The sequence below is a fragment of the Prauserella shujinwangii genome (assembly GCF_003001955.1).
Taxonomy (GTDB): domain Bacteria; phylum Actinomycetota; class Actinomycetes; order Mycobacteriales; family Pseudonocardiaceae; genus Qaidamihabitans; species Qaidamihabitans shujinwangii.
The window spans coordinates 199,300-212,441 of the sequence record NZ_PVNH01000004.1 but is presented as its reverse complement, the minus strand read 5'-3'; the positions used below and the strand labels follow the sequence as shown (position 1 = coordinate 212,441).

The following is a 13,142-nucleotide window of genomic DNA, read 5'->3' as shown; positions in this document are numbered from 1 at the left end:
TCCGCGCTCACGAGGTGGTGGTGGCGAAGCGGTTCCGCAGGTGGGTGGCGCCGTGGTCGGTGAGCCCGCCGAACAGCCGCAGGCGGGCCATCCCGCCGTCGGGGAGGATGTCGAGCCGCACGTGCCGGGCCGCACGCCGCTCGGGCACGGCGAAGCGGTGCCGGGTGTCGGGCTGCAACCGGGTCCTCGGCAGCAGCTCGAACCAGGTCTCGCCGTCGAGCGAGCCGGAAAGCGCCGCCCAGCCGGGCGCGTTGCCGCGCAGGTTGCTGGTGTCGAGGTCGGCGAAGCGGACGATCCCCTCCCCGGCCAGCCGGACGATCGCCCAGTCGTTGCCGTCGTCCCGCCTGCGCGCGGTCTCCCAGCCCTCCGCCTGGTGCGCGGCGAGGCCGGGCAGCAGCATGTTCCGCGGCGCGGAGTAGAACATGTCGCTGCAGCCGGTGCACTCGGCCCCGTTCTCCAGCGCCGCGAGGTCCAGCGCGCCGAGGTCGAGCAGCGCGGGGTCGGGCACCACCTCGCCGTGCACCCGCAGCCGCGCGACGCCGCCGTCGGGATGCATGGTCAGCCGCACGTGCGTGTAGCGGCGTGGACTGTCCACGGCGAAGTGGTTCTCGGCGTCCCCGTCGACCGGGGAACGCGGCACGATCGGGTCCCAGTCCTGGCCGGACAGCTCCGCCGCGCTCGGGTAGCCCTCGGCGGCACACGCCTCGACGGTGACCTCGGGCGGGTAGTTGCCCCGGAAGAAGGCGGTGTCCACCACGACGCCGTGGACCACCCCGGGCAGGCCGAGCCGGACCAGCGCCTGGTCGTCGCCGGGCTCGCGGTGCCTGCGCGTCTCCCACCCGTCGTAGACCTGGCCCTTGGGCCCGAAGGTCTCCGGCCGGTGGCGGGGCCGCCACGGGTTGACGAGGTTCTCCTTCTCGGCGAACAGCTCGTCGGTCGCCCACATCACGGTGCCGCCGACGGCCCGCGAGGCCAGGTCGAGGCGTTTCGTCCACTCCGGACTTCCGGTCACCGTCATTCCCTCCTCAGCAGCCTGCCGTGCGGGCGGTCGCCCGTGACCTCCCTGCCGCGCAGCCAGGTCGAGCGCACCACGCCCGCCAGCGGCCTGCCGTGGTAGGCGCTGACCGGGTTGCGGTGCCGCAGCGCCGCCGCGTCCACCACGAACGCCTCGTCGGGGGCGAACACGCAGAAGTCCGCGTCCTGCCCCGGCGCGATCCGGCCCTTGGTCCGCAACCCGGCCTGCGCGGCGGGCGCCTGGGCCATCCAGCGCACGACGTCGGGCAGGCCGAACCCGCGCTGCCTGGCCTGTGTCCACACCGCGGGCAGGCCCACCTGCAGCCCGGAGATGCCGCCCCAGGCCTCGCCGAAGTCACCGGTGCCGAGCCGTTTGAGCTCCGGGGTGCACGGCGAGTGGTCGCTGACGACGCAGTCGATGACGCCGTCGGCGAGCCCGCGCCACAGCCCTTCCCGGTTGGCCGCGTCGCGGATCGGCGGGCAGCACTTGAACTGCGTGGCCCCCGCGCCGATCTCCTCCGCCGTGAAGGTGAGGTAGTGCGGGCAGGTCTCGACGGTGACGGCGACGCCGTCGCGGCGCGCGTCCGCGAGCATCGGCAGCGCCCCGGCCGAGGCCAGGTGCAGGATGTGCACGCGGGCGCCGGTGCGCCGGGCCAGCTCGAGCACGCGCGCGATGGCCACGTGCTCGGCCTCCGCCGGGCGGGACCGCAGGAAACCGGGGTAACCGGTGCCCCGGGCGGGCGGCGCGTGGCCGATCGTGTCCGCGTCCTCCGCGTGCACGATCATCAGCCCGCCGAACCCGGCCAGGGTGCGCAGGTCGCGTTCCAGTTCCGCGGTCTCCAGCGGCGGGAACTCGTCCACTCCGGAGTGCAGCAGGAAGCACTTGAAGCCGAACACGCCCGCGTCGTGCAGCGGGCGCAGCGCGGCGGTGTTGCCGGGCACCGCCCCGCCCCAGAAGCCGACATCCACGTGCACGCGCCCGTCCGCGGCCTTGCGCTTGACCTCCAGCGAGGGCACGTCCACGGTCGGCGGGAGGCTGTTGAGCGGCATGTCGACGATCGTGGTGACCCCGCCCGCGGCGGCCGCGCGGGTGGCGGTGGCGAAGCCCTCCCACTCGCTGCGGCCGGGATCGTTGACGTGCACGTGGGTGTCGACCATCCCGGGCAGCAGCACCTCCCCGGGACCGAGTTCCACCACCCGCTCCGCGGCGGGCGCCTCGGCGAGCGGGCCCACCGCGGCGATCGTGCCGCCGCGGACCGCGACGTACCCGGGCGTCTCACCGCCGGGCGTGACCATCCGCTCGGCGCGCAGCACCAGATCCATGGCTCCGAGCGTAGCGAGTGTGAAGCCATAACTGAACACCCGCGCCGTGATCGCCTCGCGTTCGACCGAGGCGAGCACGGCAGGCGGTCAGCCGAGCGGCGGCTTGCGCGCCTCGATCAGGAAGCGCCGGGAGCGGGCGCGGAACGAGCCCTCGGCCCGGATCCGCTCGTGGAGGGCCTGCAGGCGGTCGCGGTAACCCGCGACGGTGAAGCCCGGAACGAACCAGACGACCTTGCGCAGGACGTAGACCATCGCGCCGACGTCGAAGAACTCCATCGTCAGCTCGGCGGACCGCAGGTCCGTCACCACCAGCCCGGCCGCCTCGGCCGCCGCCCGCGCCGACTCCGACTCCCGCCCGGTCTCCCCCCACGGCTGGGGCCCGAGGAAGAAGTCGCTGATCTCGTGGCCGCTGTCCGGGCCCACCTGCTGGGAGAAGTAGGTGCCTCCCGGGGTCAGCACACGCGCGATCTCCGCCCAGTGGGTGGAGACCGGGTGACGGCTGGTGACCAGGTCGAACGTGTCATCGGCGAACGGCAACGGCGGCCGGTCGTCGTCGGCGACCACGACAACGCCCTTGCTCCGCAGGTTCTCCTGCGCCCGGCCGATGTTCGGTGGCCAGGACTCGGTGGCGACCATGGCGCCGGCGGCGCGCTGCGGCACGCCGGCGAGGACCTCGCCCCCACCGGTCTGGATGTCCAGGCTCATCGTCGCCCGCGCGATGCGCTCGCCCATCAGCCGCTGGTAACCCCACGGAGGGCGTTCCTCCGTGGCACGGCCGTCCAGCCAGGAGAAGTCCCAGCCGCTGACGTCAACGGCGCCGGCCTCCTCGATCAGGTCGTCGAAGCTCCTGTCCACGGTTCGACATGATCGCAGGGCCTCGACCCGATCTCGGCGGGCCGCCGCCCCGGCGAATCGTGCTCGCGGACGGGCCCGGGTCCGTAAACTCCGCTCATGGTCCCCGGCGCACCGCCCGACGACGAGGAACTCGGGGCGCGCCTGCGTGCGCTGCGCACCGAGCGCGGGGTGTCGCTGCGCGCGCTCGCCGGCTCGCTCGGCATCAGCCCCAGCGCCCTGTCCCAGATGGAACGCGGCAAGATGCGGCCCTCGGTGACGCGGCTGTTCCAGATCGTCTCGCTGCTGGACGTGCCGCTGGCCGCCGCGTTCGGGCAGGACGCGGCCGAGCCGGAGCCACCCGCCGGAAGCGGTGCGGTCGTGCTGGCCAGGGCCGCCGACCTGCCGACCCTGTCCCTCGGCGACGGGGTGCGCTACCGCAGGCTGAGCCCGGCGCCGAGCCCGGGCTTCGAGATCTACGAGTCGACCTACCCGCCCGGATCGAGCTCCCATCAGGACGGCGAACTGCTCCGGCACCACGGGCACGAACTGGGCAGCGTCCAGTCGGGCAGGCTGCACCTGGAGATCGGCTCCGACCACTACGACCTCGGCCCCGGCGACTCGATCCGGTTCCCTTCGGCCACGCCGCACCGCGTGTCCAACCCCGGCGCCGAGCCCGCGGTCGCCATCTGGGTCAACCTGCCGTAGCGGGTGAGCAAGGGAGCTTTACTACCGTTATCCGGGAGTAAAGCTCCCTTGCTCCCCGCGCGGGGGGTCAGGGGGCGGGTTCGAACTCGCGCACGTTGTCCAGCGCGGTGCCCATCGCGGCGTTGGCCTCCCGCTCGATCATGATCTCCACGAGCACCGGCCTGCTCGTGCGCTCGGCCTCCTTGCGCGCCCACTCCAGCGAGCCCCGGATCTCCCCGGGGTCGGTCACCCGCGTGCCGGAGCAGCCGTAGGCCTCCATGATCTTCACGTTGTCGGTGCCGTGGTCGTCGTAGTGCAGGTCGACCTCGTAGTTCATGGCGTAGCCCAGCTCCGCCTGCCGGATCAGCCCGAGGTAGGTGTTGTTCAGCATGATCAGCACGAACGGCACGTCGTACTGGGCGGCCACCGCCAGCTCCTCCACGAGGAACTGGAACGAGTAGTCCCCCACCACTCCGACCACCTCGGCGTCCGGGCGCGCCTTCTTCACCCCGATCGCCGCCGGGATCTCCCAGCCGAGCGGGCCCGCCTGGCCGCACACCTGGTAGCGCCGGGGCCTGTGCGCGCGCTGGAACTGCCCGGACCAGATCTGGTACAGCCCGATCGCGGTGACGAAGTAGGTGTCCTCCCCGTAGAAGTCGTTGATCTCCTTGAAGACCCGGGGCGCCTTGATCGGCACGGCATCGAAGTCCTCGCGCCGGGGCAGCTCGCGGCGCAGCTGCGCGATGCGGTTGACCCACACCGGCACGCCGGGGTCGATCCGCGCGCCCCGCTCGTCGGCCGCCACCAGCAGCGCGTCGAGGAAGGCGCCGGTGTCGGAGACCACGCCCAGGTCGGGCCCGAACACCCGGCCGATCTGGGTGGGCTCGATGTCCACGTGGATGAACGTGCGGTCGCCCCGGTAGACGTCGAGCGCGCCGGTGTGCCGGTCGCCGAAGCGGGCGCCGAGCGCCAGCACGAGGTCGGACTCGAGGAACGCCGCGTTGGCCCACCGCTGCGAGGTCTGGATCCCCGCCATGCCCGCGAACAGCGGGTGGTCCTCGGGGAAGCTGCCCTTGCCCATGAGCGTGACCTGCACCGGCACGCCGAGGCGCTCGGCCACCGCCCGCAACCGTTCGCTGGCGTCGCCGAGCACGACACCGCCCCCGGCAAGGATCAACGGGCGCTCGGCGGCCAGCAGCAGGTCGAGCGCCCGTTCCACGCGCGGCGGCGCGGGCCGCGGGGTGACCACGGGCAGCGGCGCGTCAATCGACGAATCCCACTCGATCTCCTGCTTCTGCACGTCCAGCGGCAGGTCGATGAGCACCGGCCCCGGGCGGCCCGACCGCGCGATCCGGAACGCCTCGCGGAAGATCCACGGCGCCTGCGCGGCCTCCTTCACCTGCACCGCCCACTTGGTGACCGGCTTGGCGATCTCCACGATGTCGACCGCCTGGAACGCCTCCTGGTGCAGCTTGGTCGACACGGCCTGGCCGGTGACGCACAGGATCGGGATGGAGTCGGCCTGCGCGGTGTAGAGGCCGGTGATCATGTTCGTCCCGGCGGGCCCGGACGTGCCGATCGCGACGCCGACGTTGCCGGTGGTGCGTGCCCACCCGTCGGCCATGTGGGTGGCCCCCTCCTCGTGCCGGACGATGAGGTGCTCGATGCCGCCGTCGGCGAGCATCGCCTGGTACAGCGGCAGGATCGCCGCGCCGGGACAGCCGAAGGCGGTGTCGACGCCCTCGGAGACGAGCACGTCGACCACGGCCTGCATGACAGGGACCTTGGGCATGGTGTAGACACCTTTCGGGGAGCGGGCGGCCGGCTTCTCTGCTTGCCGGCGGGATCCGGCCGCCCGTGACCTGCTGAGAACGACCCGGAGACTCGTGAGTGAGAAACGTGGTTAGAACAACGTTTCTCACTCACGAGCGCCGGAGAGCTGCTCGGTGACCTTGAGCAGCGCGGAGTGGTCGAGCGAGCCGTGGCCCATCGCCCGCGCCGCGGCGACGAGCTGGGCGACGAGCCCGGTCATCGGCAGGGACACGTCGGCCTGCCGGGCGGCGGCCAGCGCGATGCCCATGTCCTTGTGGTGGAGGTCGATGCGGAAGCCGGGCTGGAACTGCCTGGCCACCATCGACTCGCGCTTGAGGTCGAGGATGCGGTTGGCGGCCAGCCCGCCGGCGAGCACGTCGAGACCCGTCTTGGCGTCCACGCCGCAGCCCTCCATGAGCACGATGGCCTCGCCGACGAGGGCGTAGATGCCCCCGACCACGAGCTGGTTGGCGGCCTTGACGACCTGCCCGGCACCGTGCGGGCCGACGTGCACGATCGTCTTGCCGACCACCTCGAACAGCGGCCTGGCCAGGGCGAAGTCGGCCTCCTCGCCACCGACCATGATGGACAGTGTCGCCTGCTTCGCCCCGGCCTCGCCGCCGGAGACGGGCGCGTCGAGCACCCGGATCTCCTTCTCCTGCGCGGCCTTGGCGATCTCCAGCGAGGTCTCGGGGCGGATCGTGCTCATGTCGGCGAGCAGGGTGCCGGGCTTGGCCGACTCCAGCACGCCGCCCTGGCCGAACACCACGGCCTCGACCTGGGGGTGGTTGGGCAGCATGGTGATGACGGCGTCGGCGGCCTCCACCGCGTCGGCCACCGACGTCGCGGCCTGCCCGCCCGCGGCGACGAGCTTGTCCACCGCCTCCGGGTGCACGTCGTAGCCGCGCACGGTGTGGCCCGCGGTCGCCAGGTGTGCGGCCATCGGCGAGCCCATGATGCCGAGGCCGATGAATCCGATGTTCATCGTGTCGCCCTCCGTTCACGCGGCAGGAAGCCGAGCGAGGCCTCGGTGCCGCTGGTCGGCTTGTACTCGAGTCCCACGAAGCCGGAGTAGCCCGCGGCTTCCAGGTCGGCGAGGTGCCCGTCGATGTCCAGCTCCCCGCTGCCTGGCTCGCCCCGTCCCGGGACGTCGGCCACCTGGACATGCCCGATGCGCCCGGTGTGCTCGGCGATCACGGCGGCGACGTCGTCGCCGTTGGCGGCGAGGTGGTACAGGTCGGCGAGCAGCCGCACGTTGCCGTGGCCGACCTTGTCGATCACGGCCAGCGCGTCGGCGGCGGTGAGCAGCGGGTACCTCGGTGCCGCCGACAGCGGCTCGATGAGCACGTCGGCGCCGATCCCGGCCGCCGCCACCGCGAGTGAATCCAGAGTGGACAGCGCGAGCTCGTCCTGCGCGGCGGGCTCCACGCCGTCGAGCCGGTTGCCGTAGAGCGCGTTGAACGCCCGGCAGCCCAGCCGCTGCGCGATGCCGACCGCGACGTCGACGCTGTCCCGGAACTCGGCCTCGCGGCCGACCCAGGACACCAGGCCCCGGTCGCCGCCCGGCATGTCGCCCGCGAAGAAGTTCAGCCCGACGAGCCGGACGCCGGCGTCGTCGACGGCCCGGACGAACGCGTCCACCTCGTCGTCGCGCGGCACGGCGACGTCGAAGGGCCACCAGAACTCGATCGCGTCGAAGCCCGCCGCCCGCGCCGCCTCCGGCCGTCGCCGCACCGGTAGCTCGGTGAACAGCATGGACAGGTTGACGTCGTAGCGCAGGCCGTGCCGTGCGCCCGACTGCTGGTGTTCAGCCATGAGGTTCACTTTCCGTATTGCGGAATTTATATTTCGTACTATGACAGTAGCGAGGTGACCTGAGCCTCGTCAACGGTCGGCGGGGCGGTTACCTTGCACGCGTGGAACTGGAGATCGAGTTCACGAGTGAGCCGTTCCGCGGCGAGGGCACCCCTCCCGCGCATGCCGAGCGGGCCAGGCACGCCGCCGAGGAGGCGGGGCTGACCACGGAGTTCGGACCGCTGGGCACGTCGGCCCGCGGGGACGCCGAGGCCCTGCTCTCCGCCCTGCCCGGCATCGCCCGCGCGGCCCTCGACGGCGGCGCCACCCGGCTCACGCTGCGCCTGCAGCGCCCCGGTGAGCAGGCCGGGCCGGCCCCCTCCGCGGGCAGCGTGCTGGAGCGCCTGCTCCGGGACGTCGAGCACGAGCTCGGCGCGCCGCTGGCCGAACTGGACCGGCCGGGCAAACAGCGCGCCGTGCGGCTACTGGAGGAGCGTGGCGCGTTCCAGCTGCGGAAGTCGGTCGCCGCGGTGGCGGAGGCACTCGGCGTCACCCGGTTCACCGTCTACAACTACCTGAACCGCGAATGATCGACTTCAACAAAATGTTGACTCGATGATGCCGCCGCCTTAGTTTCTCGGGAATGACCGAACTCCGGCTCTCCGAGTTCAACTCCGCCGATCCCGGCCGGATCCGGCCGGTCCTCCACGAATGTCTGCCGGTGCCGCGCTGGGTGGACGCCGTGCTGACCGGCCGCCCCTACCCCGACCGGGACGCGCTGCTGCGGGCCGCGGACCTGACCCTGCGGGCCGACGAGATCCACGCGGCCATGCGGGCGCATCCGCGCATCGGCGAACGCCCCGCGAGCGGTCCCGCCAGCACCGAGCAGTCCGGAGTGGACACCGAGGCCGCCGAGCGGTTCCGCGCGGCCAACGCCGAGTACGAGCGGCGGTTCGGTCACGTGTACCTGGTGTGCGCCAGCGGCCGCACCGGCGACGAACTGCTGGCGGACCTGCGTGCCCGCCTCGGCAACGACCCCGGCACGGAGCTGGCGGTCGCGGGAAGGGAACTGGTGCGGATCGCACGACTCCGACTGGAAAGGGCGGTACCGGCATGAGCCTGGTGACCACGCACGTCCTCGACAACGCCACGGGACGGCCCGCGGCGGGCGTGCCCGTACGGCTGGAGGCCAGGGACGGCGGCTGGAGCACGCTCGCCGAGAGCCGCACCGACGCCGACGGCCGCGCGCGCGACCTCGGCCCGGAACGCCTGCCCGCGGGCGTGTACCGCCTGGTCTTCGACATCGAGTCCGACCGGGGCGAGGACGCCTTCTTCCCGGAGATCACCGTCTGCTTCCGGCTCGGCGAGAACGCCGGGCACCACCACGTCCCGGTCCTGCTGAGCCCGTTCGCCTACACCACCTACCGAGGGAGCTGATCCGCCATGTCCACTCCGGACATCACGCTGGGAGCCAACCAGTACGGCAAGGCGGAGGTACGGCTCGTCACCGTCGGCAGAGACGGCCCCGTGCACCGGGTCAAGGACCTCACGGTCTCCACCGCACTGCGCGGTGAGCTCACCGCCACGCACCTCACCGGGGACAACTCGGCGGTCGTCGCCACCGACACGCAGAAGAACACGGTGTTCGCCTTCGCCAAGGAGCACCCGGTCGGCGAGATCGAGGACTTCGCGCTGCGGCTGGGACGGCACTTCACCAGCTCCTTCGAGCAGATCACCGGCGCGCGGATCCTCGTCTCCGAGCACGGCTGGAACCGCATCCCGGTCGGCGGCAGGCCGCACGACCACGCGTTCTCCCGTGACGGCGGCGAGACCCGCACCACCGCGGTGACCGTCCAGGACGGCAAGGCGTGGGTGGTCTCCGGGCTGACCGACCTCGTGGTGCTGAAGTCCACCGGGTCGGAGTTCCACGGCTTTCCCCGGGACCGCTACACCACCCTCGCGGAGACCGACGACCGGATCCTCGCCACCGCGGTCACCGCGCGCTGGCGGTACGCGGCGGGAGACCACGACTGGGCGGGCGGCTACGCGGAGATCCGCCGGGTCCTGCTCGAGACGTTCGCGACCCAGCACAGCCTGTCGCTGCAGCAGACCCTGTACGCGATGGGCGAGGCGGTGCTGAAGGAGCGCCCCGAGGTCGCCGAGATCCGGCTGTCGCTGCCCAACAAACACCACTTCCTGGTGGACCTGAGCCCGTTCGGGCTGAGCAACGACAACGAGGTGTTCTACGCCGCCGACCGCCCCTACGGGCTGATCGAGGGCACGGTGCTCCGCTCCGGCGACCCGGAGGACGTGGGCCCTGCCTGGTACTCGCTGCCCGAGTTCTGACCCCTGGAGTCCCGATGACCGACCCGGCAGCACAGGCACACCCGGTCGACCGCAAACCCCCTCCCCTGCAACTGCTCGCGGGCGGCCTGCAGCACGTGGCCGCCATGTACGCGGGGGTGGTGGCGCCCCCGCTCATCATCGGCGCCGCCGTCGGGCTGGCGCCAGGGCAGCTGAGCCTGCTCATCAGCGCCAGCCTGTTCACCGCCGGGCTGGCCACCCTCCTGCAGACGCTCGGCTGCTGGCGGTTCGGCGCCCGCCTGCCGCTGGTCAACGGCGTGACGTTCGCGACCGTCGCCCCCGTGCTCGCCATCGTGGAACAGCACGGACCCGCCGACGCGCTCGGCGTCGTCTACGGCGCCACGCTGGTCGGCGGGGCGCTCGTGGTGCTCGCGGCGCCGTTCTTCTCCCGGCTCACCCGGTTCTTCCCGCCCGTGGTGACCGGCACGGTGATCACGCTGATCGGGGTGTCCCTGTTGCCGGTCGCGGTCGGCTGGATCTCCGCCCAGCAGGAGTCGGCGGAGCCGTCCGGGCTCGTGCTCGCCGCCGTCACGCTGCTCGCGGTACTGGCGTTCAACCGGTTCCTCTCCGGGTTCTGGAGCCGGATCGCGCTGCTGCTGGGACTCGCGGTGGGCACGCTGGTCGCGTGGCCGCTCGGCGAGGTCGACACGTCGACCCTCACCGAGGCGCCCGTGTTCGGCGTGGCGACCCCGTTCCACTTCGGAACGCCGTCGCTCGACATCGCCGCGGTGGTCTCGATGGCGATCGTGATGCTGGTCGTCATGGCGGAGAGCACGGCGGACATGCTCGCCCTCGGCGAGGTGGTCGAGCGGCCGACCGGCGAGCGCACGCTCGCCGACGGCCTGCGCGCCGACGGGCTGGCGACCTCGCTCGCGACCGTGTTCGGCGGTTTCGCGTGCACGGCGTTCGCGCAGAACGTGGGGCTGGTGGCGCTGACCCGGATGTTCAGCCGGTACGTCGTGGCGGCCAGCGGCGCGATCCTGGTGCTGCTCGGGGTGTTCCCGGTGACCGGCGGGATCGTCGCGCTGGTGCCGCAGCCGGTGCTCGGCGGGGCGGGCCTGGTGCTCTTCGGCAGTGTCGCGGTGGCCGGCGTGCGGACGCTGGCGAAGGCGTCGTTCGAACGGCCCGCCAACGTCACGATCGTCGCGGCGGCACTGGGCATCGGCATCATCCCGATCGCCGCGCCCGAGTTCTACGACCACTTCCCTTCCGCCGTGCAGACCGTCCTCGACTCCGGCATCAGCGCGGGCTGTGTGGCGGCCGTGGTGCTGAACCTCGTCTTCGGCGACCGCGTGCGGACCCGGGCACCGCGGGAGAAGGTCACCGCCTCCTAGCGCGGTCAGGCCAGGGCGGCTACCAGCTCGCCGCGGCTGCGCACGCCGAGCTTGGCGAACACCGACTTGAGGTGGTCCTGCACCGTGTGCCCGGAGATGGCGAGCGCGGCCGCGATCTCCGAGGTCGGGCGCCCGGCGAGCACCTCGTGACAGACGTCCCGTTCGCGGGCGCTCAGCCCGTGGGCGGCGAAGATCAGCCGCCGCAGCTCTTCACCGCGCGCCCAGTCGAGGGTGACCACGGTCTCGTCCCCGTCCTCCCCGCCGGACAGGAGCCGGTCGCCGCGGAGCAGGATCCAGCCACCCGCGGCGGCGCGCACCCGGACCACGAACGATCCGGACGCGGCGGCCCGGGCACCCACCACGACCGCGCGGAGCAGCACCGCGAACCGGTTCGGCCCGAGCCGGTCGAGCTGGGCACGCCACGCCTCCACCGCGGCGGTCGCGGCCCGGAGCGCGCCGTCCGGACCGGCCACGACGACGGCGGACTCACCGTCCCCGCGGTGGCCGCCCGTGCGGGCCGCCACGCGGGTCGCCGCGGCGAGTGCCGGCGCCAGCGCGGCCATGAACTCGACCTCGCGGTCGCTGAACTCGCCCCGCCGCACCATGCCCGCCGCACCCCACGGAACCGGTCCCACCCGGAACACCGTGCGCAGCTCGTGACTCAGCCCCAGCGGCCGCCACACCTCGTTCACCCGCCCGCTGCGCTCACGCACGCGCCGGGACAGGTCCGACAGCCTCGCCACGGGCACCGGTCGCCGCGCCAGCTCGGTGAACGTGTGCGGCTCCGTCCCGCCGTACTCGAACTCCGCCAGCAGCGGGTCGTACCGCGGCGGGACACGCGCGGCTCCGCTCGTCATCGAGCTGATCGCGGTGGTGTCCGGGTCGAGCATCGCCCAGCAGGACAGGTCGGCGGGCACCACACGGTCCACCAGGTCGATGGCGGCCGCGTGCAGCTCGGCGATCCCGAGACCCGCCTTCGCGAGTGCGGCGATGTCGCGTCGCGCACCAAGCGCCCGCCCTTCCCACATGGAGGCAGTATGCGCCGCGCGCGAGCCGCGTTCCATCCCAGAATTCCGGGATGGAACGGTGCCGGTCCCTGGTCATACGGTCGGCGCATGACGACGCGAGCACACCTCAGCACCGCGGGTGAGGGCGTCGAACTGTCCTCGCCCGACGCGAAGGTCACCGTGAAGGCCGGCGCCGAGCACACCGGCGGCGCCTACGAGTTGTTCGAGATCGACGCCCCGCGCGGCCCGGCCGTGCCGCTCCACCGCACCCCGTGGGCGAAGGCGTACTACGTCCTGTTCGGGCGCATGGCGGTGCTCGTCGACGGCGAGCGGTACGAGCTGGGCCCGGGGTCGTCGATCACCGTCCCGCCGGGCGCGCCACACACGTTCACCGTGCACGGCCCTTCGGTGCAGTTCCTCGCCTTCAGCCTCACCGGCGCGATGGGCAGGTTCTTCCGCGACGTCGACCAGGCCGTGCCCGAGGGCACTCCGCTCGGCGAGGCCGTTGCGCGGCTCGGTCCGGTCGCCGAGCGGCACGGCATCACCATGGTGGGAGGGCCGCAGCCGTGAACGTCGTCGCGCAGGCGTTCGCCGGGGCGGCCGCCCTGGTACACGTCCTCGCCTTCTACTGGGAGACGGTGGCCTTCCGACGGCCCACCGTGCACCGGGACATCTTCCACATACCCGGCGAGGACCTGCCCGCCGTCCGGCTGTGGGCGTTCAACCAGGGTTTCTACAACCTCTTCCTGGCGGCGGGCACGATCCTCGGCCTGGTGATGCTGCGCACGGGCGACGCGGCGGCCGGCCGGGCGCTGGTGCTCTACACGTGTGCGTTCATGGTGCTGGCCGGTGTGGTGCTCGCCGTCTCGGACCGGATGGCGCTCGGCCGGGCGAAGGGCTCGGGTCTGGGCGGAGCCCTCGGCCAGCTCGCCGCCCCGCTGGTGGTGCTGATCGCCGGCCTGCCGTCGTGAGTGAA

The 13,142-nt window shown here is 72.7% G+C and carries 15 protein-coding genes; 8 read left to right on the top strand and 7 right to left on the bottom strand.

Annotated features, from left to right (window positions below):
• Nucleotides 1–7 precede the first annotated feature (7 nt).
• The 3 genes from alc to B0I33_RS10745 form a co-directional block, all read right to left on the bottom strand.
• The gene (alc, locus tag B0I33_RS10755; RefSeq protein ID WP_106178475.1) at nucleotides 8–1,018 is read right to left on the bottom strand and encodes an allantoicase; all 1,011 of its coding nucleotides are present in this window, start codon (nucleotides 1,016–1,018) and stop codon (nucleotides 8–10) included.
• Nucleotides 1,015–2,337, bottom strand: a complete 1,323-nt coding sequence (gene allB / locus B0I33_RS10750) for an allantoinase AllB (RefSeq protein ID WP_106178869.1) — start codon at nucleotides 2,335–2,337, stop codon at nucleotides 1,015–1,017. The genes alc and allB overlap by 4 nt, the downstream gene beginning before the upstream one ends.
• A gap of 87 nt (nucleotides 2,338–2,424) precedes the next feature.
• Nucleotides 2,425–3,192 carry a class I SAM-dependent methyltransferase gene (locus tag B0I33_RS10745; RefSeq protein WP_106178474.1) on the bottom strand — a complete coding sequence of 256 codons (768 nt, stop codon included), beginning with the start codon at nucleotides 3,190–3,192 and terminating at the stop codon, nucleotides 2,425–2,427.
• 96 nt (nucleotides 3,193–3,288) lie between these two features.
• Between B0I33_RS10745 and B0I33_RS10740 the strand changes: the two genes are divergently transcribed.
• Complete coding sequence (locus tag B0I33_RS10740) at nucleotides 3,289–3,876, top strand: cupin domain-containing protein (protein WP_106178473.1); 588 nt, start codon at nucleotides 3,289–3,291, stop codon at nucleotides 3,874–3,876.
• 67 nt (nucleotides 3,877–3,943) lie between these two features.
• On the opposite strand, the gene gcl is transcribed toward B0I33_RS10740, so the two are convergent.
• The 3 genes from gcl to B0I33_RS10725 form a co-directional block, all read right to left on the bottom strand.
• Nucleotides 3,944–5,647, bottom strand: coding sequence for a glyoxylate carboligase (gcl, locus tag B0I33_RS10735; protein WP_106178472.1), 1,704 nt, complete (start codon nucleotides 5,645–5,647; stop codon nucleotides 3,944–3,946).
• A gap of 126 nt (nucleotides 5,648–5,773) precedes the next feature.
• Nucleotides 5,774–6,652, bottom strand: a complete 879-nt coding sequence (locus B0I33_RS10730; RefSeq protein ID WP_106178471.1) for a 2-hydroxy-3-oxopropionate reductase — start codon at nucleotides 6,650–6,652, stop codon at nucleotides 5,774–5,776.
• The gene (locus tag B0I33_RS10725) at nucleotides 6,649–7,482 is read right to left on the bottom strand and encodes a hydroxypyruvate isomerase family protein (RefSeq protein ID WP_106178470.1); all 834 of its coding nucleotides are present in this window, start codon (nucleotides 7,480–7,482) and stop codon (nucleotides 6,649–6,651) included. The genes B0I33_RS10730 and B0I33_RS10725 overlap by 4 nt, the downstream gene beginning before the upstream one ends.
• Before the next feature lie 101 nt (nucleotides 7,483–7,583).
• On the opposite strand from B0I33_RS10725, the gene B0I33_RS10720 reads away from it, so the two are divergent.
• Genes B0I33_RS10720 through B0I33_RS10700 form a run of 5 tightly spaced genes read left to right on the top strand, consistent with a single transcriptional unit; the run spans nucleotide 7,584 to nucleotide 11,159 of the window.
• On the top strand, nucleotides 7,584–8,051 hold the full coding sequence (locus tag B0I33_RS10720) for a helix-turn-helix domain-containing protein (protein WP_106178469.1): 468 nt from the start codon (nucleotides 7,584–7,586) through the stop codon (nucleotides 8,049–8,051).
• 53 nt (nucleotides 8,052–8,104) lie between these two features.
• Nucleotides 8,105–8,578, top strand: a complete 474-nt coding sequence (locus B0I33_RS10715; RefSeq protein WP_106178468.1) for a 2-oxo-4-hydroxy-4-carboxy-5-ureidoimidazoline decarboxylase — start codon at nucleotides 8,105–8,107, stop codon at nucleotides 8,576–8,578.
• Nucleotides 8,575–8,898 carry a hydroxyisourate hydrolase gene (gene uraH / locus B0I33_RS10710; RefSeq protein ID WP_106178467.1) on the top strand — a complete coding sequence of 108 codons (324 nt, stop codon included), beginning with the start codon at nucleotides 8,575–8,577 and terminating at the stop codon, nucleotides 8,896–8,898. The genes B0I33_RS10715 and uraH overlap by 4 nt, the downstream gene beginning before the upstream one ends.
• A gap of 6 nt (nucleotides 8,899–8,904) precedes the next feature.
• Nucleotides 8,905–9,807 (top strand): factor-independent urate hydroxylase, encoded by a 903-nt coding sequence (gene pucL / locus B0I33_RS10705; RefSeq protein WP_106178466.1) that lies wholly within the window; start codon nucleotides 8,905–8,907, stop codon nucleotides 9,805–9,807.
• A 14-nt stretch (nucleotides 9,808–9,821) separates the two neighbouring features.
• Entirely contained in the window at nucleotides 9,822–11,159 is a 1,338-nt protein-coding gene (locus B0I33_RS10700; RefSeq protein ID WP_106178465.1) for a nucleobase:cation symporter-2 family protein, read from the top strand.
• Nucleotides 11,160–11,164: 5 nt separating this feature from the next.
• Here the strand turns inward: B0I33_RS10700 and B0I33_RS10695 are convergent, their stop codons facing one another.
• Nucleotides 11,165–12,187, bottom strand: coding sequence for a helix-turn-helix transcriptional regulator (locus tag B0I33_RS10695; RefSeq protein ID WP_106178464.1), 1,023 nt, complete (start codon nucleotides 12,185–12,187; stop codon nucleotides 11,165–11,167).
• A gap of 87 nt (nucleotides 12,188–12,274) precedes the next feature.
• Between B0I33_RS10695 and B0I33_RS10690 the strand changes: the two genes are divergently transcribed.
• A complete protein-coding gene (locus B0I33_RS10690; protein WP_106178463.1) occupies nucleotides 12,275–12,736 on the top strand; it encodes a cupin domain-containing protein in 462 nt (153 codons plus the stop codon).
• Nucleotides 12,733–13,137, top strand: a complete 405-nt coding sequence (locus B0I33_RS10685; RefSeq protein ID WP_106178462.1) for a DUF1304 domain-containing protein — start codon at nucleotides 12,733–12,735, stop codon at nucleotides 13,135–13,137. Before B0I33_RS10690 ends, B0I33_RS10685 begins: the two co-directional genes overlap by 4 nt.
• Nucleotides 13,138–13,142 lie beyond the last annotated feature (5 nt).